A 22,166-nucleotide genomic window follows, 5' to 3' on the forward strand; every position below is an offset into this window, starting at 1 on the left:
AGCAATCGTAAGGTTCTTCCCGTGCAGCAGCTCTATCCGCCCGGCGACACCGCCGGCCTCGACGCCGCCTACGCCTACCCGCCGCTGTCCGGCGGCGCCACCTGGCTGCGGGCGAACATGGTGACCAGCCTCGACGGCGCCGTGCAGGGCCCCGACGGGCGGTCGGCGACGGTGTCCAGCCCGCCCGACCGCGTTGTGCTGGCGCTGCTGCGGCGACTGGCCGACGTCGTCCTGGCCGGCGCCGGCACCGTCCGCGCGGAGCACTACGGCCCGGTCGACCGGCCCATCGCGGTCGCCAGCCGCTCCCTCGACCTCGACCCGTCGGCGCCGCTGTTCGCCGACGCCACGCACCGGACCATCGTGCTGACCTGCGCGTCCGCACCGCCCGACCGGCTCGGGGCACTCCGCGAGGTCGCCGACGTCGTCGTCGCGGGCGAGACGTCGCTGGACGTCCCCGCCGCCGTGCGGGCGCTGGCCGAGCGCGGCCTGACCCGCATCCTCTGCGAGGGCGGCCCGCACCTGCTGGCCGCCATCGTCGCGGCCGGCGCGCTGGACGAGCTCTGCTACACCCTGACGCCGTCGATGGTCGGCGGCCAGTCGCACCGCCTGCTCGAGGCGCCGTCGTCGCTGCACAGCGACTGGTCGCTCGGCCACGTCCTCGAGGACGAGGGCACGCTGCTGATGCGCTGGGTGGCGCGCCGGTCCTGACCGTTGTCGGCCCCGTGGTACAGACTGGGGCCATGCGACTCCCGGTCCTGCCGCCCGTGCCGCCGATGCTGGCCAAGCCCGTCAAGGGCATCCCCGACGGCGACCTCAGCTTCGAGCCCAAGTGGGACGGCTTCCGGTCCATCATCTTCCGCGACGGCGACGACGTCGAGATCGGCAGCCGCAACGAGAAGCCGATGACCCGGTACTTCCCCGAACTGGTCGAGGCGGTGAAGGCGGAGTTCCCGGAGCGTGCCGTGGTCGACGGCGAGATCGTGCTGGTCGGCGAGTCCGGCGACCGCCTCGACTTCGAGATGCTGCAGCAGCGCATCCACCCCGCCGCCAGCCGCGTCAAGATGCTGTCCGAGACCGTCCCGGCCAAGTTCGTCGCGTTCGACCTGCTCGCCCTCGGCGACGACGACTACACCCAGCGGCCGTTCCGCGAACGCCGGGCCGCCCTCGTCGAGGCATTCGCCGCCGCGAAGGCGCCCATCCACGTCACCGCCGCCACCACCGACAAGACGCTGGCCGAGCAGTGGTTCCACCAGTTCGAGGGCGCCGGGCTCGACGGCGTCATCGCCAAGCCGCAGGACGGCGCCTACGAGCCCGACAAGCGGGTGATGTTCAAGATCAAGCACGAGCGCACCGCCGACTGCGTCGTCGCCGGCTACCGCGTCCACAAGAGCGGGCCCGACCGCATCGGCTCGCTGCTGCTCGGCCTCTACGACGGCGACGGCGTGCTGGCCAGCGTCGGCGTCATCGGGGCGTTCCCGATGAAGCGGCGCGAAGAGCTGTTCGAGGAGCTGCAGCCGCTGGTCACGTCCTTCGACGACCACCCGTGGGCGTGGGCCAAGCAGGAGGAGGGCACCCGCACGCCGCGCAACGCCGAGTACAGCCGGTGGAGCAGCGGCAAGGACCTCTCGTTCGTCCCGCTGCGGCCCGAACGCGTCGTCGAGGTCCGCTACGACCACATGGAGGGCGTCCGGTTCCGGCACACCGCGCAGTTCGTCCGCTGGCGGCCCGACCGCGAGCCCGCATCGTGCACGTACGCGCAACTGGAGGAACCGGTCAAGTTCGACCTCGCGGACGTGCTGGGCTGATCGGCCGCGCCTGAGCGAGAATGGAACGGAGGCCGGTATGGTGTGCAACCCTGCCGGTGCCGACCCTTGGGAGGTCGCCATGTCGTACAACATCGTGGTGCTCGTCGAAGAGCCCGTTGCCGACTGGGACGCGCGCCAGATCGTGGCGCTACACGCCGACACACCGGAACCGGTCCGCTACCACGTGCTGATCCCGGTCGAGGACGCCGCCAGCCGGGTCGAGTCGACCATCGGGTCACTCGCCGCCAGCGAGGTCATGGGCACCGCCGCCATGTACGTCGACGAGGCCGACCTCGAGCGGGTGCACGAGGAGATCCGGGCGGCCAGCAAGCGGTCGCTGGCGCAGTCGCTGGAGGCGTTCGCCAAGACCGGCGCGCAGGCCGGCGGCGAGGTCACGGCCACCGACCCGCTGGACCGCCTCTGCGCGCTGTCGCAGGAGTGCGGCGCGGCCGAGATCATCATCCTCACCCGCCCGCACGTCGTCGCCGAGCTGTTCCACGTCGACTGGACCGCCCGCGCCCGCCGGCGGCTCAAGGTGCCGGTGCTGCACCTGCTGGCCAAGGGCGAGCCCGACTGGGAGTCCGAGGTCGAGGCCGAGCACGCGGCGGAACGCGACCGCCGCGCGGCCGAGCATCCGCCCGCCGAGCGTCCGGCCGACAACGGCACGGCGTCGGGGACGGCATGAGGGAAGCCATCGAGCTGGAGGTCGGCGACCGTCAGGTCCGGGTGTCCAGCCCCAGCAAGGTCTACTTCCCCGAGCGCGGCCTCACCAAGCTCGACGTCGTGCAGTACTTCATCGCCGTCGGCGACGGCATCCTCGGCGCGCTGCGCGAGCGGCCCACCACGCTGGAACGCTGGCCCGGCGGCGTCTTCGAGGGCGCGAAGCTGTCCACGCGGCAGGACAACCGCGGCGACGCGTTCTACCAGAAGCGCATCCCCAAGGGCGCCCCCGACTACGTCGAGACCGCCACCGTCGCGTTCCCCAGCGGCCGCACCGCCGACGAGGTCTGCCCCACCGAGCTGGCCGTCGTCGTGTGGGCGGCGAACCTCGGCACGCTGACGTTCCACCCGTGGCCGGTCCGCCGTCCCGACGCCGAGCACCCCGACCAGCTGCGCATCGACCTCGACCCGCAGCCGGGCACCGACTACTCCGACGCCGTCCCCGTCGCGCACGAGGCCCGGGCGCTGCTGCAGGAGCTCGGCATGGACGGTTTCCCGAAGACGTCCGGCGGCCGCGGCATGCACCTCTACGTCCCGGTGCGGCCCGAGTGGGACTTCGTCCAGGCCCGCCGCGCCGTCATCGCGTTCGGCCGCGAACTCGCGCGGCGCATGCCCGACCAGGTGACCGTCGACTGGTGGAAGGAGGAGCGGGGCGAGCGCATCTTCATCGACTTCAACCAGATGGCCCGCGACCGCACCATCGCCTCCGCCTACTCCGTGCGGCCCCGCCCGCGGGCCACCGTGTCGGCGCCGCTGACCTGGGACGAGGTCGACGATGCCCGGCCCGAGGACTTCGACATCACCACCATGCCGGCCCGCTTCGCCGCCGTCGGCGACCTCCACGCCGGCGTGGCCGAGGTCGCGTACTCGCTGGAGCCGCTGCTCGAGCTCGCCGCCCGCGACGAGAAGGACCACGACCTCGGCGACCTGCCGTACCCGCCGGAGTACCCGAAGATGCCCGGCGAGCCGCTGCGCGTCCAGCCGTCGCGCCGCGCCACCTTCGACTGACCGGGGAATCCGGCCGTCTTCCAGGGGGTTCTTCGGATATGAGCTACGAGATCGAGAAGACCGACGCCGAGTGGCGGGCGGAGCTGACGCCCGAGGAGTACCACGTCCTGCGCGAGGCCGGCACCGAGCGCTCCTTCACCAGCCTGCTCGAGCACGCCGACGACCAGCCGTTCGTGTACTCCTGTCGCGCCTGCGGCGCGGAGCTGTTCGAGTCCGCCACCAAATTCGACGCCCAGTGCGGCTGGCCGTCGTTCTACGAGCCGCTGGCCGAGGACCGCGTCGAGTACATCGAGGACCGCGGCTTCGGCACCGTCCGCACCGAGGTCCGCTGCGCCCGCTGCGGCTCGCACCTGGGCCACGTCTTCCGGGGCGAGGGCTTCGCCACCCCGACCGACCTGCGCTACTGCATCAACGGCGTCTCGCTGCGGCGGCGGGAGGGCGATCCGGCACACTGAGCCGGTGGATCTCACGCTGCACTCCGCGACCATCGACCGGCTCGACGCGACGACGCTGTACCGGCTGCTGCGCCTGCGCTCCGGCGTGTTCGTCGTCGAGCAGGGCGACCCCTACCTCGACCTCGACGGCCGCGACCTCGAGCCGTCCGCCGTCCACCTGTGGCTGGCCCGCGGCGACGAGCCGGTCGGCTACCTGCGCATCCTCGACGACCCCGACGGCGCGGCCCGCATCGGCCGGGTCGTCGTGGCGCCGTCCGCCCGCGGCGCCGGCCTGGCCGGACGGCTGCTGGACGCCGCGCTCGAACGCATCGGCGCGCGTCGATGCGTGCTGGCCGCCCAGATCCAGCTGGGCGGCTTCTACGCCCGCTACGGGTTCACCGTCACCGGCCCCGAGTTCCTGGACGGCAGCATCCCGCACCTGCCCATGGCCCGCCCCGCCACCGTTTGATGCTCGTCGATCGGCTCGCTCGCTCGGTATGTGCGATTCCGGCGTGTTGACGCAGCCGCCAACTGTTGGCGCTCAGGTCAACACTCCGTATTCGTCCATGCTCACTCCGCCGATCCGGTTGGAGGCGGCCCGCCCCCAACCGGATCGGCCCGTCGTTCGTCCTAGGTGTGAGAGGGCGGAGGTGGCCGGTGGCGAGCTGGGAGCACGTCTTCACCGATCTGGCGGAGACCCGCGGCCAGGCGCTGCTGCGCTACGCGTACCTGCTGACCGGTGACGCCGCCGAGGCGGCCGACCCTCACCATCCACGTCGACGGGCGGCGCCGGTTCGGCCGGTGGCTGCGGGTCCGGCACCTCCTCGTCGTGGGCCGCGACTCCTCCGACGGGCCCGAGCACGCCGTCGTCGACGGTGCCGACCTGCGGTCCGCGCTGGCGGCGCTGTCGCCGCGGCAGCGCGCCTGCGTGGTGCTGCATTACTACGAGGACCTCTCGGTGGCGCAGGTGGCCGACGTGCTGGGCTGCGCGCCCGGCGCCGTGAAGCGGCACCTCAGCGACGCCCGCGCCCGTCTCGAACCCCTGCTCACCGACGCGCCGGAGGAACTGCGATGACCCTGCGCTCCCGCCTCGACGACCTCGCCGCGGACGCCCCTGCTCCCGCCGCCCTCGACGTCGATCAACTCCGCGGCCGCATCGCCCGCCGCCGGCGCACCCGCGTCGCCTCCGCCGGCGCCGCGGTGGTGCTGACGGTGGCTGCCGTCGGCACGGCGACGGCCGCGCTCCTCCCCCGCGACGACAGCGATCCTCCGGTGGCCGCCGAACCGTCGGCGACGCCGACCTCACCGCTGCCGGACTACCCGTTCGTGGGGTGCGACGTGCCGTTCGACCCAGGAGAGCCGATGCCCGACGCGCCGCTCACCATGGACGTTCAACTGGCGTCGCCGGTGGCGAACCTCGATGGCGAGATCGGCGACGTCACCGTCACCAATGTGAGCGACACCCGGGTCGAGGGCAGCGTGGGCGCCGGCCCGATCCTGATCGTGACCCAGAACGGGCGGGTCGTCGGCCATCCGGCGCTGATCCCGGGTATCAACATGACTATTGATGTCGATCCCGGCGAGAGCGACGACCTCGGCTTCGCGGTACACCACGCGCCCTGCGACCAGGCCGATCCGTTCGAGGAGATGGACCTGGTGTTCCCGCCGGGGAGCTACGAGGTCTACGTCGGTCTCGAGGTGACCTCGAACCGCGTGGCGGACTTCGACGACCCGTTCGTCTGGCTCTACAGCGGGCCGGTCGAGGTCGAGGTGACCGGCTAGGGCAGTGCCGCGACCAGGTCGGGCAGCTCCAGCCGGCGGCCGGTGTAGAACGGGACCTCCTCGCGGACGTGCCGCCGCGCCTCCGACCCCCGCAGGTGCCGCATGAGGTCGACGATGCGGTGCAGCTCGTCGGCCTCGAAGGCGAGGATCCACTCGTAGTCGCCGAGGGAGAACGACGCGACGGTGTTGGCGCGGACGTCGGGATAGTCGCGGGCCATCTTGCCGTGGTCGGCGAGCATCTGGCGGCGCTCGGCGTCGGGCAGCAGGTACCACTCGTAGGACCGCACGAACGGGTACACCGACACGTATGCGCGCGCCTCCTCGTCGGCGAGGAAGGCCGGGACGTGGCTCTTATTGAACTCGGCCGGACGGTGCAGCGCGGCCTGCGACCAGACGGGGTCGAGCTGGCGGCCGAACGCGGTGCCGCGGAACCGGTGGTAGGCCGTCTGGAGGTCCTCGATGGCCGGCGCGTGCCACCAGACGAGGAGGTCGGCGTCGGCGCGTAGACCGGCGACGTCGTAGGTGCCGCGGACGACGACGTCCTTGGCGGCGAGTTCGGCGAACAGCGACGTGACCTCGTCGGCGAGGTCGGCCCGCGACGTGGCGCCGAGCGGCGCGCGCAGCCGGAACACCGACCACATGGTGTACCGGATGACCTGGTTCAGCTCGCGCGCCTTGGGCTTCGGCTCTGCCTCGTTCATGATTCGATCCTGGCACGGCCCTCCGACAGGTCCGCGGCCACCCCGGTCACGATCCTGGCGACCGCGTCGCGGGCGGCTCCGACGCAGGCCGCGACGCCGACGCCGTCGTACACGGCGCCGCACACGGCCAGCCCGGGCACGGCCTCGACGGCGGCCCTGATGCGCGCGACGCGGTCCAGGTGCCCGACGGCGTACTGGGGCAGCGCCCCGCCCCACCGGGTCACCCGCGAGTCGACGACGCCGCCCGCGTAGCCGGTCGCCGCCCGGACGTCGGCCAGCGCGGCCGCGACCAGGTCGTCGTCGTCGCGCTGCAGGTCACGGGCCTCACCGTGCCGGCCGACGGACGCGCGCAGCAGCACCATCCCGCCGGCCCGCCCGCCCAGCCACGGCCACTTCACCGACGAGAACGTCACTGCCTTGACCGTCCGCCCGTCCACCGGCGGCACCAGGAACCCCGACGTCGACGGCGCCGCCGGGAACCCGTCCGCCGGCAGCGCGAGCGTGACGATCGCCATGCTGGCCGCCTCGACACCGCCCAGTTCCGCCGCGGCCGCCGGGGCCGCCGACGCCAGCAGCCGGGCCGCCGCCACCGCCGGCGTCGCCACCACGAGCGCGTCGACGTCCAGCACCGACGGCGCCGGGACCGGTCCGGTCACCAGCCGCCAGCCGTCCGCCGTCCGCTCGATGGAACGCACGGTCACGCCGGTCCGCACCTCGGCGCCCGACGCGGCCGCTACCGCGCCCGGCAACCGGCCGACGCCGCCGGCCAGCCCGGCGAACACCGGCGCAGCCGAAGAGGTCGCCGGCGCCTGCTGCGCCGACGCCCCGGCGACCGCCTCGCCGAGCGACCCCGCCGTCCGCACCGCGGCGCCCAGCGCCGGCACCGTCGCGTCCAGCGACAACTCGTCCGCGCGCCCCGCGTAGACGCCGCCGAGCAGCGGCTCGACCAGCCGGTCGGCCACCGCGTCGCCGTACCGCGACCGCACCAGCCGCCCGATCGCGACGTCCTCGCCGACGCTCAGCGGGTCCGCGGCGTCGCGGATGATCGCCGCGGTCATCTCGGCCGCCGTCAGCACACCGGCCAATTGCGCGGGGTCGGCGGGAACGCCCATGACCGTCCCGGCCGGCAGCGCGACGATCGACCCGCGGCTCCACAGCCCGGCGCCGGCCGCCGCCGGGTGCACGATGTCGTCGCCGAGCCCGACGTCGCGGGCCAGGCCGACCGCCTCGGGCCGCCGCGCCAGCAGCGACTCCGCGCCCTCGTCGACCGGCAGGCCGGCCACCTCGGACACCCGCAGGTGCCCGCCCACGACCGGCTGCTTCTCCAGCACCACGACGGACGCCGAAGGCCCGAGTGACTGGCGCAGGAACCACGCCGCCGCCAGTCCACTGATCCCGCCACCGACGACCGCCACCCGCACACCGCTCACGCGCCCCAGCATCGCACGTGCCCATCCCACGCCCGTGACCAGGTCGTTCCCCGATCGTGACCAGCCGGTCCGCAACCCGGCCGCCGGCCGCCCCGTCGAACCTGGCAACACCGACCTCGGGAGGCGTCATGACACGACGGACGACGTTCGGGGCGGCCATCGCGCTGCTCGCGGCGGTCGCACTGGCCGGCTGCGGCGGTGCGGACGACAGTTCGGGCGGCAGCGATGCCGCGCACGAGGCGCCGGCAGCCGACGCGCCGCCCGAGGGCGGCGACCAGGCCCCCGGTGACGGCGACCAGGCCGCCGGCGAAGGCGACCAGGCCAGCGGCGACGGCGGCGGCGTCATCGCGAACATCGCCAACGCGGTCGACGGCCGCTCCATCATCTACACCGTCGACCTCTCGATCGACACCGACGACGTCCTCGCGGCGGCGAACAGGGCGGCGGCCGTCGCGACCACCGCGGGCGGCTTCGTGGCGAACGAGCAGGTCGACGGCGACCGCATGGCCGTCCTCACGCTGAAGATCCCCTCCGACGGCCACCAGCAGGCGGTCTCCGAGCTGGAGCAGCTCGGCGACGTCACCAGCCGCGACCGCGGCACCGAGGACGTCACCCAGGAGGTCGTCGACGTCGCGTCGCGGGTCGAGTCGCAGCGGGCCAGCATCGCCCGCATCCGCGCCCTGCTGGCCGACGCGAGCGCGCTGAGCGACGTCGTCAGCATCGAATCCGAGCTGGCGACCCGCGAGGCCGACCTCGACGCGCTGCTCAGCCGCCAGGAACAGCTGGCCGGGCTGACCGCGATGGCCACCGTCACGCTGAACCTGTACGAGCGGGGCGAGGCGCCGCCGCAGGAGGACGACGATGACGGCGGCTTCCTCGCCGGGCTGGCCGGTGGCTGGGACGCGTTCGTGACCGTCGGCGGCGGCTTCCTGACCGCGGTCGGCGCGGTGCTGCCGTTCGCCGCGCTGGCGACGCTGGTCGGCGTCCCCGCCTACCGGATCGTCCGGCGGCGACGGGATCAGGCCGCGCCGGAGCCGCTGCCGGTGCCCGGCCCGCCCGCCGCCTGAACGGTCTCGACCACGCGGGCCAGCACGTCCGGGTCGGTGGTCGGGAGCACGCCGTGGCCGAGGTTGAAGATGTGCGCCGGCGCCCGCCGGCCCTCGGCCACGATGCGGCGCACCTCGCGCTCGACCACCGGCCAGTCGGCGCCCAGCAGCGCGGGGTCGAGGTTGCCCTGCAGCGGCTTGCCCGGCACCCGCAGCGCGGCCTCGTCCAGCGGCAGCCGCCAGTCGACGCCGACGACATCGGCACCGGCCGACGCCATGAGCGGCAGGAACTCCGACGTCCCGACGCCGAAGTGGATGCGCGGGACGTCGATGACGCTGTCGAGGACCTCGGCGCTGTGCGGGTGGACGTACTTGGCGTAGTCGGCGGCCGACAGCGCGCCGGCCCACGAGTCGAACAGCTGGACCGCGCTCGCGCCGGCCCGCACCTGGACGTCGAGGAACGTCGAGGAGATGCCGGCGACCCGGCTGAGCAGCTCGTGCCACAGCTCCGGGTCGCTGTGCATGAGCGCCTTGGTGACCTCGTGGTTCTTCGACGGGCCGCCCTCGACGAGGTAGGAGGCCAGCGTGAACGGCGCGCCGGCGAAGCCGATCAGCGGCGTGCCGCCCAGCTCGCCGACCAGCGTGCGCACCGCCTCGTCGACGAACGCGACGTCGCCCGGTTCGAGCGGGCGCAGCTGGTCGAGATCGGCGCGGGTGCGGATGGGGTGGCCCAGCACCGGGCCGATGCCCGGCTTCACGTCGACGTCGACGCCGACCGCCCGCAGCGGCACCACGATGTCGGAGTAGAAGATGGCGGCGTCGACGCCGTATCGCCGGACCGGCTGCAGGGTGATCTCGGTCACCATGTCGGGCCGGGTGCACGACTCCAGCATCGGCACGCCCTCGCGCAGCCGCCGGTACTCGGGCAGCGAGCGCCCCGCCTGACGCATGAACCACACAGGTGGACGGCTCGTGCGCTCGCCGCGGCAGGCGCGCAGGAACAGGCTGTCGGACGGGTCCGCGGGCGCGGTGGCGTTGTCGTCGAAGGTCACGGTCACATCACTGATCGTCGCATGGCGGGCGTGCCTGCCTGACGCGACCGTCAAACGGGCCTAGTCTGCCAATTGTGGCAAGGGACACCGAGGGTCTCCAGCCGGGGGTACCGGCTGTCTTCGAGCTTGCCGTGCGTTCCTTGACGTCCGCCCAGTTCCGGCGGGAGGTCCGCCTCGAGCAGGCCCCCGCCCCGAAGCGGCTGGCGCCGCATACGCACGCGCTCAGCGCCGACGTCTTCGCCGACGAGGGCGACGACGACGCCACCGCCACCGGGCGGCTCGTGCTGCTCTACGACCCCGCCGGCCAGGAGGCCTGGCACGGAGAGTTCCGCCTGGTCACGTACCTGCGGGCCAGCCTGGAGCCGGAGATGGGCGCCGACCCGCTGCTGCTCGCCGTCGGCTGGACCTGGATCGTCGAGTCGCTGGCCGGCCGGTCCGCGCCGTACACCGCGGCCAGCGGCACCGTCACCCGGGTCGCGTCCGAGGGGTTCGGCGGCATGGCCGGCGATCTGGCCAGCGCCGAGATCGAGATCCGCGCGTCCTGGACTCCGCTCGAGTCCGACCTCACCGCACACGCCCTGGCCTGGGGCGACGCGTTGACGACGGCGGCTGGGCTGGTGCCACTGCCGGCCGGCGTCGTCGCGATGCCACCGACACGTCGTAGGCGGGCCCGTTGACGGACGACGCCTCGACTCCCCTGCTGGAGCCGCGCGACGGCCTTCCGGACGTCATCACCGACGCCGACACCGCGAAGGCCACGATCGCGGCGTTCGCGGCCGCCGACGGGCCGGTCGCCGTCGACGCCGAGCGCGCGTCCGGCTACCGCTACGGGCACCGCGCCTACCTCATCCAGCTGCGCCGCAACGGCGCCGGGACCGCGCTGATCGACCCCATCGCCGTCCCCGACCTGTCCGCGCTGGGCGCCGCCCTCGCCGACACCGAGTGGGTGCTGCACGCCGCGTCGCAGGATCTCGCCTGCCTCGCCGAGGTGGGCATGAAGCCGGAACGGCTGTTCGACACCGAGCTGGCCGGCCGGCTGCTCGGACTCCCCCGTGTCGGGCTCGGCCCGCTGGTCGACAGCGTGCTCGGCTACGCGTTGGAGAAGGGCCACTCGGCCGCCGACTGGTCCACCCGGCCGCTGCCCGAGGACTGGCTGCGCTACGCCGCCCTCGACGTCGAACTGCTGATCGAGCTGCGCGACGCGCTCGAGGAGCGGCTGATCTCCACGGGGAAGCTCGACTGGGCGCACGAGGAGTTCGCGGCCATCGCCGCGGCGCCGCAGCAGGAGCCGCGCGCCGACCCGTGGCGGCGCACGTCCGGCATGCACCGCGTCCGCGACCGCCGCCGCCTCGCCGTCGTCCGTCAGCTCTGGTACGCCCGCGACGACCTCGCCCGGCAGCGCGACCTCTCCCCCGGCCGGGTGCTGCCCGACGCCGCCATCGTCGAGGCCGCGCTGACCATGCCGACCAGCGCCGAGGCCATGTCGGCGATGCCGGTCTACCGGGGCCGGTCGCAGCGGCGCGAGCTGTCCCGCTGGTTCGGCGCCGTCGCCGACGCACGGGCCCTGCCCGACAAGGAGCTGCCGCCGCAGACCGCGCCGTACGACGGCCCGCCGCCGCCGCGCGCCTGGGCCGCCCGCCAGCCCGACGCCGCCGCCCGGCTGGCCGCCGCCCGCGCCCGCGTCACGGCGATCGCCGAGGCCCACGATCTGCCGGTCGAGAACCTGCTCACCCCCGACACCCTCCGCCGGGCCGCCTGGCAGCCGCCGGCGCCGCTCACCGCCGACGCCGTGGCCGACCTGTTCCGCGGGCGCGGCGCCCGGGATTGGCAGATCGGGTTGACGGCGGCCGCGGTGGCGGAGGCGTTCGCGAATCCGGAACCGCCCGAGCCTGCGCCGGCGCCTGCCGCTCCTCCAGCCGAGTCGGCTTAGTCGTTCAGTTCGCTCTCCATGGTCGGGGGCGCGGTCGGCCGCCTCTGGGGGTGGATGGTCGAACGATGGTTGGCGGTTTGGTGGGCCCAGGGCGCCAGTAATCCGCCAACCATCGGTGGCCGCGCACGATCAGAGCGGACTGCTCCCGCTCCACAGCCGGAAACCACACCACCTCAGGGGACGTCACCCCGGTGACCACGGGGTTCGGCGACCGGCTCCGCTGTGCGTTGCTGTCCGCTGGCCGCCCGCCGGGTCCGTTCTCGCCCTTGCGTCCGCCGCGCGGTGACGGTAGGCATGACCCTCCCGGCCCGGGTGGGGCCCACCCTATGGGCGGGCACCGACAACGTCGCGCCGCGAACGAAACGCTCAGCCGTCGACGTAGCCGGAGCGGGCGAACCGTTCGCGTGCCACCGTCCAGGCGTAGCGGTCGAAGCGGCCGTCGTCGCGGATGGCGTCGACGGCGCCGTAGGCCATGAGCAGGGCCTGGTCGATGTTCTCCAGCACGAACAGGCCCTGACGGCCGAGGGTGACGACGCGGCGGATCATGCGGGCCCACGTGTCGACATCGGTGAGGTCCTGCTCGTAGCCGACCCGGTAGATCGGGTACGACTGGCCGATGCGGCGGCTCTCGACGTGGACGCGGTTCAGCTTCGGCAGCCCGGTCAGCCCGAGCGCCTCGTCGACGAGATCGGCGAGGGACTCGTCGTCGAGCCCCCACACGTCGTCGGTCATCGAGCACGGGATCTCGGCGCACAGCACCGACCGGTCGGCGGGGTCGTCGGGGTTGACGCGGTAGTTCGCCGGCTCGGAGATGCGGATGACCGGCGTGCGCGGGTCGGGGATGTCGTGGGAGTCGTACGGGCTCCACCGGCCACCCTGGTGGACGACGTAGACCAGCAGCATGGCCCGGTAGCGCAGCCGTGCCGACGACTCGATGGACGTCAGCGACGGCGCCGGGCGGGCGATGCGGGCGAGCACCGGCAGCGGCAGCGTCGAGAACACCAGCCCGCCGGTGAGGACGTCGCCGTCCTGGGTGCTGACCTCGACCTCGTCCTCGGTGACGCGGACGCGGTCGACCTCGGCCTCGCAGCGGATCTCCACCCCCGCCGTCACCGCGGCGTCGGCCAGCGCCTCGACCAGCTGCCCGAACCCGGTACGCGGGTAGTAGTAGCCTCCACCGGCCGCCGACGTGCCGCGTCGGCGGCTACGGCGCAGCGCCCGGGCCGCGACCCGCCAGGTGCCGAGCCGGTCGGTCTGGCGGCGGGCCTGCTCGGCGCTGATGCGGTCGCCCGGCATGCCCCACTGCTTCTCGGCCAGCGGCCCGTAGATGGACTCGTACAGCGCCGGCCCGACGCGGTTGCGCACCAGCCCGCCGTAGGTGTCGCCCTCCTCGCGGCGGAACCTCGACACCGCGGAGTCGCGCGCGACCCGCGCCAGGAACGACGGCGGCAGCCGCCGTGCGACCTCGTCGGCCCGCAGTGGCAGCGCCAGCCACTGGTCGCCGACCCGGATGCGGCTCGTCCGCCGCCGCTGCTGGAGGTCGTCGCCGAGCAGGGCACGCAGGTCGTGCAGGATCGCCGGCGGCGTGCCGGAGTCGAGCCGGTGCGACCCCTGGTCGACCCGCACCCCGCCCACCTCGAACGACGCGGCCAGCCCGCCCACGTGGTCGGCCCGCTCCAGCAGCGTCACCTTCAGGCCCCGCTGGGCAGCGCGCCACGCGGCGGCGAGCCCCGCGGGCCCGGCGCCGAGCACGATGAGATCGTACGAGCCGGTCATGTGAAGGCTCAGCCTAACGAAATTCGCCCCCGCGACACGCCGTCACGCGCTCCGATGATCGTCACGGCCGCGAACTGTGACGCCCTACCGTTGCGGGATGGTCACCGCTCACACCGCTCTCGTCGCCGCCGTGCGGACGGCGTTGCGTGCGGCCGCCGATCCCGCGGCCGCGGAGCCGATGCGCGCGTACATGAAGTCGGCCATGCCGTTCCTCGGCGTCAAGAAGCCCGCCCGCACGGCCGCGCTGAAGCCGGTCTTCGCAGCTCACCGGCTGCCTGACGACGACGGCTGGCGGGCCGCGGTGCTGGCGCTGTGGGACGGCGCCGAGTTCCGCGAGGAGCGCTACGCGGCCATCACACTGGCGCAGCTGAAGCCGTACGCCGCCTACGCGACGCGCCCCGGCACGCTCGGCCTCTACGACCACCTGATCGTCACCGGCGCCTGGTGGGATCTCGTCGACGAGCTCGCGATCCGCTCCGTCGGCCCGGTGCTGCGCGCCCATCCGGCCGACGCGACCCCCGTCGTGCGCGGCTGGGCCCACGACGCCGACCTCTGGCGCCGTCGCACGGCGATCATCTGCCAGCTCGGCGCCAAGGCCGGCACGGACGTCGACCTGCTGGCCGAGGCGATCGAGGCCAACGCGAACGACAAGGAGTTCTTCCTGCGCAAAGGCATCGGCTGGGCGCTGCGCGAGCACGCCAAACGCGACCCCGGGTGGGTGCGCGCGTTCGTCGCCGCGCACGAGGCCGACCTGTCGCCGTTGTCACGCCGCGAGGCACTGCGTAACATCGACCCACCGAGTATTGTTACTCGTGGGTAGCTTCCGATCCGAGGAGGGCCACGTGCCACGCTCCACCAGGCCTGTTCGCGACGTGCTGTTCGTCGACGGTGTCCGCACACCGTTCGGCAAGGCCGGACCCAAGGGCATGTACCACGAGACCCGCGCCGACGATCTCGTCATCAACTGCATCCGCGAGCTGCTGCGCCGCAACCCGGGCCTCCCGCCCGAGCGCGTCGACGACGTCGCCATCGCCGCGACCACCCAGCTCGGCGACCAGGGCCTGACCATCGGGCGGACGGCGGCGCTGCTGGCCGGGCTGCCCAAGTCCGTCCCCGGCTACGCCATCGACCGCATGTGTGCCGGCGCCATGACGGCGGTGACGACGACGGCCGGCGGCATCGCGTTCGGCGCCTACGACGTCGTCATCGCCGGCGGTGTCGAGCACATGGGCCGCCACCCCATGGGCGAGGGCGTCGACCCCAACCCGCGCATCCTCGCCGAGAAGCTGGTCGACCCGTCCGCGCTGGTCATGGGCAGCACCGCCGAGAACCTGCACGACCGCTTCCCGCACCTCACCAAGGAGCGGGCCGACGCGTTCGCCGCGGCCAGCCAAGCCAAGTACGCCAAGGCGGTCGCCGACGGCCGCATCCAGCCCGACCTCGTCCCCGTCGCCACCCGCTCCGTCGAGCAGGGCTGGGGCCTCGCGACGGCCGACGAACCGCCGCGTCCCGGCACCTCCGTCGACGACCTCGCCGGGCTCAAGACCCCGTTCCGCCCGCACGGCCGGGTCACCGCCGGCAACGCCGCGGGCCTGAACGACGGCGCCACCGCGGCGCTGCTGGTCAGCGACGACGCGGCCGCCGAGTTCGGGCTGACGGCGAAGATGCGGCTGGTGTCGTACTCCTTCGTCGGCGTCGAGCCCGAGGTCATGGGCGTCGGCCCGGTCCCGGCGACGGAGAAGGCGCTGGCCAGGGCAGGTCTCACCATCGACGACATCGGGCTGTTCGAGATCAACGAGGCGTTCGCCGTCCAGGTGCTGGCCTTCCTCGACCACTTCGGCATCGCCGACGACGACCCCCGCGTCAACCAGTACGGCGGCGCCATCGCCGTCGGCCACCCGCTCGCCTCGTCCGGTGTCCGGCTGATGAACCAGCTGGCCCGGCAGTTCGAGGAGCACCCCGAGGTCCGCTACGGCGTCACCACCATGTGCATCGGCATCGGCATGGGCGGCACCGTCGTCTGGGAGAACCCGCACCACGCCGACTACTCCGAGGAGGCCGCGGCCTGATGACCACCGACCTCGCCACCGTCTTCCCCGACGAAGTCGTCACCACCTCGCACCTGCGCTTCGTCGAGCTGCCGCTCGGCGCCGGCAAGGCCGCGCTGATCACGCTCGACAACGGCCACGACCACACGAAGCCCAACACGCTCGGCCCGGCCACGCTGCTGGGCCTCGAGAAGGCCATCGACGCCGCGTACGCCGAGCCGGGCGTCGTCGCCGTCGCCGTCACCGGCAAGCCGTTCATCCTGGCCGCCGGCGCCGACCTCAAGGGCATGGCGCTGGTGACGGAGCGTGCGCAGGCGGTCGCGCTCGGGCAGCTCGGGCACCGCGTGTTCGGCAAGCTCGCCAACGGCCCGGTACCGACGTTCGCGCTGATCAACGGCATGGCGCTGGGCGGCGGCCTGGAGCTCGGGCTGCACTGCACCTACCGCACGGTGTCCAATGCGGCGCAGGGCATCGCGCTGCCCGAGGTGTTCCTCGGCCTCGTACCGGGCTGGGGCGGCGCGTGGCTGCTGCCGAACCTCATCGGCGCCGACAACGCCGTCACCGTCATCGTCGAGAACGCGCTCAACCAGAACCGCATGCTGCGCGGCCCGCAGGTCGGGAAGCTGGGCATCGCCGACGTCGCGTTCGACGGCGCCGACTTCATCGAGCGGTCGCTGCACTGGGCGGCGCAGGTGCTGCGCGGCGACGTCTCCGTCGACCGGCCGGAGGTCGACCGGTCCGCTGACGCCTGGGACGCCGCCGTCGCGCGCGGCCGGGCCGCCGCCGACGGCCGGTTGCACGGCGCCACGCCGGCCCCGTACCGCGCGCTCGACCTCGTCGCCGCCGCCCGCACCGTCTCCCGCGAGGAGGGCTTCGCGGCCGAGGACGACGCGCTCGGCGACCTCATCATGGGCGACGACCTCCGCTCCGGCGTGTACGCGTTCGACCTCACCCAGCGCCGGGCCAAGCGGCCGGCCGGCGCGCCCGACAAGTCGCTGGCCCGGCCGGTGACGAAGGTCGGCATCGTCGGTGCCGGGCTGATGGCCAGCCAGCTGGCGCTGCTGTTCGTCCGACGGCTGGAGGTCCCCGTCGTCCTCACCGACCTCGACGCCGCGCGGGTCGAGAAGGGCGTCGGCTGGGTGCACGCCGAGATCGACAAGCTGGCGGCGCGCGGGCGGCTGTCGCCCGACGCGCGCAACAAGCTGACCGCGCTGGTCACCGGGTCCACCGACAAGACCGTCTTCGCCGACGCCGACTTCGTCATCGAGGCCGTGTTCGAGGAGCTGAAGGTCAAGCAGCAGGTCTTCGCCGACCTCGAGGCCGTTGTCTCCCCCAACTGCGTGCTGGCCACGAACACGTCGTCGCTGTCGGTCACGGAGATGGCGTCGAAGCTGCGCCACCCCGAGCGCGTCGTCGGGTTCCACTTCTTCAACCCGGTGGCCGTGCTGCCGCTGGTCGAGGTGGTCCGCGCGGGAGCGACCGACGACGCCACGCTCGCGACGGCGCTGTCCGTCGGCAAGACGCTGAAGAAGTCGTGCGTGCTGGTCAAGGACGCCCCCGCGTTCGTCGTCAACCGCGTGCTGACGCGGTTCATCGGCGAGATCACCCGCGCCGCCGACGAGGGGACGCCGCTGGAGGTCGCCGACAACGCGCTGGCGCCGCTCGGCCTGCCGATGACCCCGTTCGTCCTGCTGCAGCTCGTCGGCCCGGCCGTCGCCCTGCACGTCGCCGAGACCCTGCACGACGCCTACCCCGACCGCTTCCCGGTGTCCGAGAACCTGCGCCGCCTGGTCGCGGCCGGCAAGCCCGGCATCTGGTCATGGAACGAGCACGGCAAGCCCTACCTCGACGACGCCACCGCCGCCCTCTTCGAGCAGGGTTCGACCGTGCTCACGGCCGACGAGGTGCGCGAACGGGCGCTGGCCGCCGTCGCCGAGGAGATCCGCATCATGCTCGACGAAGGCGTGGTCGCGGAGGCGCAGGACATCGACCTGTGCATGCTGCTCGGCGCCGGCTGGCCGTTCCACCTGGGCGGCATTACGCCGTACCTCGATCGCAGCGGCGTGGCCGAGCGGGCCACCGGACGGCGTTTCCTCCCGCCCGGCATCGCGAGCGTCGTCCGCGCCTGACGCCGTCGCCGGCCGGTTTCTCTCCCGCCTGCAACACCCGGCCCCGAGGGTGGCGTTGACAGAGTAGAGGGAGAGGAGCCGGCCGGGTGAGCACGTCGCCGTTCGAGGAGTGGGCCCACCGGGCCGGGCCGGGGCTGCGCCGCGTTGCCGGCCTGCTCTGCGACCACCCCGCCGACGCCGACGACCTCGTCCAGGAGACGCTGGTCAAGGTGTATCTGCGGTGGGCGCGGATCAGTCGGCTGGAGCGTCCGGACGGCTACGTCCAGACGATGTTGGTCAACCAGCACGTGTCGATGCGCCGCTCACAGAGCCGCGACCGGCGGGGCCGGCGCTGGCCCGGCGCCCCGGCCGCCGTCGACGACCGCGAGCCCGCCGTCGTCGGCCGGTCGGCGCTCGCTGACGCGCTGGCCGGCCTCGGCGCCCGGCAGCGCGCCGTCGTCGTGCTGCGGTACTACTGCGACCTCTCCGACGAGCAGATCGCCGACGCCCTCGGGTGCAGCCCGCGGACCGTGCGCAGCCAGGCGTCGCGCGCCCTGGCCCGGCTGCGCCACACGGCGACGGCCGAGGAACTGGGTTGAGCGGAGGACGTATGGACGAACAGGCTCTGCGGGAGGCGTTGCACGTCCGGGCTGCGCAGCAGGCGTTCGACCCGGACGCCGTCGGCCGGGCCGTCGAGCGCGGCCGGGCCCGCCGGCGACGGCGGCGGACGACGCTGCTCGCGGCGGTTCCGGTGGTCGCCCTGGCGGTAGCCGGCTCCGCCGCGGCGGGACTGGCCTGGCTGCCCGGCGATCCGCCGGCCGCCCGCAGCGCCGGGCCCGACGCCGTCGCGCGCCCGGTCCAGTTGCTGACCCAGGCCACCAGCCCCGGGCTCGTCTTCCACGCCCGCCTCGACGGCACGCTCACGGTGACCGACGACGGCTGCGTCGCGATCACGCCCATCGGCAGCGCGGTCGTTCCGGTCGCCTGGCCGCCGGAGTGGACGGTGGGCCGCGACGACGACGGGCGCGCCGTCGTCTACGACCCCCAAGGCCGGCCATTCGCCCACGAGGACGGCCCCGCCGGCGTGGGCGGTGGCCTGGTCAACCCCGCAGCCGGGGGGTCCGCCATCGATCCGGCGGACCCGTGCGCCCTCGGTTCGTCCCGGGTGTTCCAGGTGGCCGACGCCTTGTTCTGGTGACTCCGTCCCGTCAGTGGGACGGCGTCCCGAGCGGCGACGGCGGGTCGGCGGACGGCGGCGCGGTCGCGTCGACCGGTGGTGATTCGCCGTCGTCGCCCGGTGGTTCGCCGCTCTCGGCGAGTTCGCGCGCCCGCGTGATCCGGCGCCAGGCCAGCACCGCGGCGACGATGGCGCCCGTCGCGGGCACCGCGAGGAACAGCCCGATCAGCCCGAACGCCGTGCCCGCGGCCGTCGTCAGGATGAGGGTGACGACGGGGTGGAAGTTCAGCGCCCGCGACATCAGCAGCGGCGACAGGACGTTGCCCTCGATCTGCTGCACGACGATGACGATGCCCAGTGCCCACAGCGACGTGGTGAAGCCGCCGGAGAAGAGCGCGACCAGCACCGCGACCGCGCCCGCCAGGGTGGCGCCGACCAGCGGGATGTAGGCCATGATGAACGTCAGCGCGCCGATCGGGACCGCCAGCGGCACGTCCAGGATCAGCAGCCCGACGCCGATCAGCACGCCGTCGACCAGGCCGGTGAGGGTCGAGGCGTAGAACCAGTTGCCGACGGTGCGCATCGACGCCCGGAAGGCGGCGTCGGCCGGCTCGCGGTGCCCGATCGCCAGCGTGCCCACGAACTGCTTCCACAGCTTGTCGCCGCTGGTCAGCGCGAAGATCGTGAAGAACGTGGCGATCAGGATGACGGTCGCGAAGTTGCCGACCAGCGACAGGCCGCCCACCGCCGCGCTGGTGACGTCGCCGAGCACGTCGCCCAGCCGGGACTGCAGTTCGCCGAGGAGGTCCTGGACGCTCTGCGTGTCCATGCCGAACGGCCCGCCCTCGAGCCAGTCGTTGATCTCGTTGATCGACCCGGTGACGGCGTCGACCATGCGCGGCCAGGAGTCGACCACCTCGGTGATGACGAACACCAGCAGCCCGGCGAAGAACGCCAGGAACAGCAGCACGCACAGCAACGCCGCGAACACGGCGGGCACCCGCTTGCGCCGCAGCCAGCGGGCCAGCGGCCACAGCAGCGCCACCTCGGCGAAGCCCAGCACGACCGCGGTGGCGATGAACTGCACCTGCAGGACCAGCCACATCGAGGCGGCGACGGCCACGCCGATGATGAGCAGCCGCAGCGCGATGATGGACTCGGGCCGCAGCCAGTCAGGGTCCGGACGGCGCCCGGAAGGGGTGGTGGTCACCGATCACACCGTCGTCGTCCGGTCGTGCGGCGTGCTGTCGAGCGCCGCGACCAGCCCGGACACCTCGCGTGCGAGGTCCTGCGCGGTGAGCCCGGCGGCGGCCAGGATCTCGTCGCGCTTGGCGTGGTCGAGGAAGCGCTGCGGCAGGCCGTGGTCGTGCACCGGGACGGTGACGCCGGCGTCGCGCAGCTGCTGCGCCAACACCGAGCCGACACCGCCGACGCGGCCGTTGTCCTCGACGGTGACGACCAGCCGGTGCTGCCGCGCCAGCTCGACGATGACGTCGTCGAGCGGCTTCACCCAGCGCGGGTCGACGACGGTGACGCCGACGCCCTGCGCCTGCAGCCGCTTCGCGGTGTCGACGCCGACCTTGCCCATGGCCCCGACGGCGACCAGCAGCACGTCCCGCGTCTCACCCCTGGCCAGCACGTCGACGCCGCCGAGACGTTCCAGCGCGGGGACGTCGGGCCCGACGGCGCCCTTGGAGAATCGCACCACCGTGGGCGCGTCGTCGACGTCGAGCGCCTCGGTGAACTGCTCGGCCAGCTGCGCGCCGTCGCGTGGGGCGGCCAGCCGCAGCCCCGGCACGACCTGCAGGATGGACATGTCCCACATGCCGTTGTGCGACGGCCCGTCGTTGCCGGTGACGCCGGCGCGGTCGAGCACGAACGTGACACCGGCCTTGTGCAGGGCGCAGTCCATCAGCACCTGGTCGAACGCGCGGTTGAGGAACGTCGCGTAGACGGCGACGACCGGGTGCAGGCCCATGGCCGCCATACCGGCCGCCGACGTGGCCGCGTGCTGCTCGGCGATGCCGACGTCGAAGCAGCGGTCCGGGAACGCCCGGGCGAACGGCTCCAGACCGGTCGGCCCGAGCATCGCGGCCGTGACGGCGACGACGTCGGCCCGCTGCCGGCCAGCCCGCACCAGCGCCTCGCTGAACACGTCCGTCCACTCGCGCACCGGCTTGCCCGCGGGGGCGCCGGTAGCGGGGTCGAACGGGCGCGGGCTGTGCATCTGGTCGGCTTCGTCGCGGACGGCGGGGTCGTAGCCGAACCCCTTCTGCGTCAGGCAGTGCACCAGCACCGGCCCGCCGAACCGTTTCGCCTGCGTGAGCGCCTGCTCGACCTGCGCGCGGTCGTGGCCGTCGATGGGCCCGATGTACTTGAGGCCGAGGTCCTCGAACATGCCCTGCGGCGCGAGGAGGTCCTTCAGGCCCTTCTTGACCCCGTGCAGCGCGTCGTAGAGCGGCTGGCCGACCAGCGCGGTGCGGCCGAGCGTCCGCTTGACGACGTCGAGCGCCTGTTCGTACCGCGGGTCGGTGCGCAGCCCCGTCAGGTGCCGGGCCAGCCCGCCGACCGTCGGCGAGTACGAACGGCCGTTGTCGTTGACGACGATGACGAGCGGACGGCGGGCGGGGCCGGTGTGCGGGCCGCCGGCGATGTTGTTGAGCGCCTCCCAGGCCATGCCGCCGGTCAGCGCGCCGTCCCCGATGAACGCCACGACGGTGCGGTCGCGCTCGCCGCGCACCGCGAACGCCTTGGCCATGCCGTCGGCGTACGACAGCGCCGTCGACGCGTGCGAGTTCTCGACCCAGTCGTGCTCGCTCTCGGCGCGGCTCGGGTAGCCGGACAGCCCGCCGGACTGCTTCAGCCGGGTGAAGTCCTGCCGCCCGGTGAGCATCTTGTGCACGTACGCCTGGTGCCCGGTGTCGAAGACGATGGGGTCGCGCGGCGAGTCGAACACCCGGTGCGCCGCGATCGTCAACTCGACCACGCCGAGGTTCGGCCCGAGATGCCCGCCGTTGGAGGCGCAGGTCGCCACCAGCCGGTCGCGGATCTCCGCGGCCAGCGACTCGAGCTCGTCATCGGACAGTGCCCGCAGGTCGCGGGGGTCCTTGATGCGGTCGAGAAGTCCCACGCGTGCTGCCTCCAAGTCG

General features: G+C 73.5%; 22 protein-coding genes. 16 read left to right on the plus strand and 6 right to left on the minus strand.

Going from position 1 to position 22,166, the window contains the following annotated elements:
* Positions 1-21 precede the first annotated feature (21 nt).
* The 8 genes from ACW62_RS03865 to ACW62_RS03900 all read left to right on the plus strand — a co-directional run bounded on the left by ACW62_RS03865 (position 22) and on the right by ACW62_RS03900 (position 5,749).
* Positions 22-708 (plus strand): pyrimidine reductase family protein, encoded by a 687-nt coding sequence (locus ACW62_RS03865; protein ID WP_053202766.1) that lies wholly within the window; start codon positions 22-24, stop codon positions 706-708.
* A 32-nt stretch (positions 709-740) separates the two neighbouring features.
* Complete coding sequence (locus ACW62_RS03870; RefSeq protein WP_053202767.1) at positions 741-1,805, plus strand: ATP-dependent DNA ligase; 1,065 nt, start codon at positions 741-743, stop codon at positions 1,803-1,805.
* 79 nt (positions 1,806-1,884) lie between these two features.
* Entirely contained in the window at positions 1,885-2,490 is a 606-nt protein-coding gene (locus ACW62_RS03875) for a hypothetical protein (RefSeq protein WP_053202768.1), read from the plus strand.
* Entirely contained in the window at positions 2,487-3,533 is a 1,047-nt protein-coding gene (gene ligD / locus ACW62_RS03880; RefSeq protein WP_053202769.1) for a non-homologous end-joining DNA ligase, read from the plus strand. The genes ACW62_RS03875 and ligD overlap by 4 nt, the downstream gene beginning before the upstream one ends.
* A gap of 38 nt (positions 3,534-3,571) precedes the next feature.
* Positions 3,572-3,988, plus strand: coding sequence for a peptide-methionine (R)-S-oxide reductase MsrB (gene msrB / locus ACW62_RS03885; protein WP_053202770.1), 417 nt, complete (start codon positions 3,572-3,574; stop codon positions 3,986-3,988).
* 4 nt (positions 3,989-3,992) lie between these two features.
* Positions 3,993-4,436: a GNAT family N-acetyltransferase gene (locus tag ACW62_RS03890; protein ID WP_053202771.1), complete on the plus strand. Its 444-nt coding sequence runs from the start codon at positions 3,993-3,995 to the stop codon at positions 4,434-4,436.
* Positions 4,437-4,706: 270 nt separating this feature from the next.
* The gene (locus ACW62_RS03895) at positions 4,707-5,042 is read left to right on the plus strand and encodes an RNA polymerase sigma factor (protein ID WP_053202772.1); all 336 of its coding nucleotides are present in this window, start codon (positions 4,707-4,709) and stop codon (positions 5,040-5,042) included.
* Positions 5,039-5,749: a hypothetical protein gene (locus ACW62_RS03900; RefSeq protein ID WP_053202773.1), complete on the plus strand. Its 711-nt coding sequence runs from the start codon at positions 5,039-5,041 to the stop codon at positions 5,747-5,749. Before ACW62_RS03895 ends, ACW62_RS03900 begins: the two co-directional genes overlap by 4 nt.
* Here the strand turns inward: ACW62_RS03900 and hemQ are convergent.
* Together hemQ and hemG are read right to left on the minus strand one after the other, a co-directional pair.
* Positions 5,746-6,450: a hydrogen peroxide-dependent heme synthase gene (gene hemQ, locus ACW62_RS03905; protein WP_053202774.1), complete on the minus strand. Its 705-nt coding sequence runs from the start codon at positions 6,448-6,450 to the stop codon at positions 5,746-5,748. The genes ACW62_RS03900 and hemQ overlap by 4 nt on opposite strands.
* The gene (hemG, locus tag ACW62_RS03910) at positions 6,447-7,880 is read right to left on the minus strand and encodes a protoporphyrinogen oxidase (protein WP_205629123.1); all 1,434 of its coding nucleotides are present in this window, start codon (positions 7,878-7,880) and stop codon (positions 6,447-6,449) included. The genes hemQ and hemG overlap by 4 nt, the downstream gene beginning before the upstream one ends.
* A 128-nt stretch (positions 7,881-8,008) precedes the next feature.
* Between hemG and ACW62_RS03915 the strand changes: the two genes are divergently transcribed.
* Positions 8,009-8,947: a DUF4349 domain-containing protein gene (locus ACW62_RS03915; RefSeq protein ID WP_053202776.1), complete on the plus strand. Its 939-nt coding sequence runs from the start codon at positions 8,009-8,011 to the stop codon at positions 8,945-8,947.
* Here ACW62_RS03915 and hemE read toward each other — a convergent pair.
* On the minus strand, positions 8,899-9,993 hold the full coding sequence (gene hemE / locus ACW62_RS03920; RefSeq protein ID WP_083459278.1) for a uroporphyrinogen decarboxylase: 1,095 nt from the start codon (positions 9,991-9,993) through the stop codon (positions 8,899-8,901). The genes ACW62_RS03915 and hemE overlap by 49 nt on opposite strands.
* A gap of 59 nt (positions 9,994-10,052) precedes the next feature.
* Here hemE and ACW62_RS03925 point away from each other — a divergent pair, with 59 nt between their 5' ends.
* Together ACW62_RS03925 and ACW62_RS03930 are read left to right on the plus strand one after the other, a co-directional pair.
* Positions 10,053-10,655, plus strand: coding sequence for a DUF3000 domain-containing protein (locus tag ACW62_RS03925; protein WP_053202778.1), 603 nt, complete (start codon positions 10,053-10,055; stop codon positions 10,653-10,655).
* Positions 10,652-11,908 carry a ribonuclease D gene (locus tag ACW62_RS03930; RefSeq protein ID WP_053202779.1) on the plus strand — a complete coding sequence of 419 codons (1,257 nt, stop codon included), beginning with the start codon at positions 10,652-10,654 and terminating at the stop codon, positions 11,906-11,908. The genes ACW62_RS03925 and ACW62_RS03930 overlap by 4 nt, the downstream gene beginning before the upstream one ends.
* 366 nt (positions 11,909-12,274) lie before the next feature.
* Here the strand turns inward: ACW62_RS03930 and ACW62_RS03935 are convergent, their stop codons facing one another.
* A complete protein-coding gene (locus tag ACW62_RS03935; protein WP_053202780.1) occupies positions 12,275-13,684 on the minus strand; it encodes a protoporphyrinogen/coproporphyrinogen oxidase in 1,410 nt (469 codons plus the stop codon).
* 97 nt (positions 13,685-13,781) lie between these two features.
* On the opposite strand from ACW62_RS03935, the gene ACW62_RS03940 reads away from it, so the two are divergent.
* The 5 genes from ACW62_RS03940 to ACW62_RS03960 all read left to right on the plus strand — a co-directional run bounded on the left by ACW62_RS03940 (position 13,782) and on the right by ACW62_RS03960 (position 19,038).
* Complete coding sequence (locus ACW62_RS03940; protein ID WP_053202781.1) at positions 13,782-14,504, plus strand: DNA alkylation repair protein; 723 nt, start codon at positions 13,782-13,784, stop codon at positions 14,502-14,504.
* A 52-nt stretch (positions 14,505-14,556) separates the two neighbouring features.
* Positions 14,557-15,753 (plus strand): thiolase family protein, encoded by a 1,197-nt coding sequence (locus tag ACW62_RS03945; RefSeq protein ID WP_240477227.1) that lies wholly within the window; start codon positions 14,557-14,559, stop codon positions 15,751-15,753.
* Positions 15,753-17,861 (plus strand): 3-hydroxyacyl-CoA dehydrogenase NAD-binding domain-containing protein, encoded by a 2,109-nt coding sequence (locus tag ACW62_RS03950; RefSeq protein WP_053202782.1) that lies wholly within the window; start codon positions 15,753-15,755, stop codon positions 17,859-17,861. Before ACW62_RS03945 ends, ACW62_RS03950 begins: the two co-directional genes overlap by 1 nt.
* 86 nt (positions 17,862-17,947) lie before the next feature.
* On the plus strand, positions 17,948-18,439 hold the full coding sequence (locus tag ACW62_RS03955; RefSeq protein WP_053202783.1) for a SigE family RNA polymerase sigma factor: 492 nt from the start codon (positions 17,948-17,950) through the stop codon (positions 18,437-18,439).
* Between the two features lie 11 nt (positions 18,440-18,450).
* Complete coding sequence (locus ACW62_RS03960; protein WP_053202784.1) at positions 18,451-19,038, plus strand: hypothetical protein; 588 nt, start codon at positions 18,451-18,453, stop codon at positions 19,036-19,038.
* A 10-nt stretch (positions 19,039-19,048) separates the two neighbouring features.
* Here ACW62_RS03960 and ACW62_RS03965 read toward each other — a convergent pair whose 3' ends face one another.
* The gene (locus ACW62_RS03965) at positions 19,049-20,227 is read right to left on the minus strand and encodes an AI-2E family transporter (protein WP_053202785.1); all 1,179 of its coding nucleotides are present in this window, start codon (positions 20,225-20,227) and stop codon (positions 19,049-19,051) included.
* Between the two features lie 3 nt (positions 20,228-20,230).
* Positions 20,231-22,147, minus strand: coding sequence for a 1-deoxy-D-xylulose-5-phosphate synthase (gene dxs, locus ACW62_RS03970; protein ID WP_053202786.1), 1,917 nt, complete (start codon positions 22,145-22,147; stop codon positions 20,231-20,233).
* Positions 22,148-22,166 lie beyond the last annotated feature (19 nt).

The sequence above is a fragment of the Jiangella muralis genome, from assembly GCF_001270745.1.
Taxonomy (GTDB): domain Bacteria; phylum Actinomycetota; class Actinomycetes; order Jiangellales; family Jiangellaceae; genus Jiangella; species Jiangella muralis.

Bases quoted from the DNA above. Each gene is read 5' to 3' on its own strand.
- ligD (WP_053202769.1), top strand. From the start codon at position 2,487: ATGAGGGAAGCCATCGAGCTGGAGGTCGGCGACCGTCAGGTCCGGGTG.
- ACW62_RS03940 (WP_053202781.1), top strand. From the start codon at position 13,782: ATGGTCACCGCTCACACCGCTCTCGTCGCCGCCGTGCGGACGGCGTTG.
- ACW62_RS03935 (WP_053202780.1), bottom strand. From the start codon at position 13,684: ATGACCGGCTCGTACGATCTCATCGTGCTCGGCGCCGGGCCCGCGGGG.
- ACW62_RS03950 (WP_053202782.1), top strand. From the start codon at position 15,753: ATGACCACCGACCTCGCCACCGTCTTCCCCGACGAAGTCGTCACCACC.
- ACW62_RS03960 (WP_053202784.1), top strand. From the start codon at position 18,451: ATGGACGAACAGGCTCTGCGGGAGGCGTTGCACGTCCGGGCTGCGCAG.
- ACW62_RS03900 (WP_053202773.1), top strand. From the start codon at position 5,039: ATGACCCTGCGCTCCCGCCTCGACGACCTCGCCGCGGACGCCCCTGCT.
- ACW62_RS03915 (WP_053202776.1), top strand. From the start codon at position 8,009: ATGACACGACGGACGACGTTCGGGGCGGCCATCGCGCTGCTCGCGGCG.
- ACW62_RS03870 (WP_053202767.1), top strand. From the start codon at position 741: ATGCGACTCCCGGTCCTGCCGCCCGTGCCGCCGATGCTGGCCAAGCCC.
- ACW62_RS03875 (WP_053202768.1), top strand. From the start codon at position 1,885: ATGTCGTACAACATCGTGGTGCTCGTCGAAGAGCCCGTTGCCGACTGG.
- hemQ (WP_053202774.1), bottom strand. From the start codon at position 6,450: ATGAACGAGGCAGAGCCGAAGCCCAAGGCGCGCGAGCTGAACCAGGTC.
- msrB (WP_053202770.1), top strand. From the start codon at position 3,572: ATGAGCTACGAGATCGAGAAGACCGACGCCGAGTGGCGGGCGGAGCTG.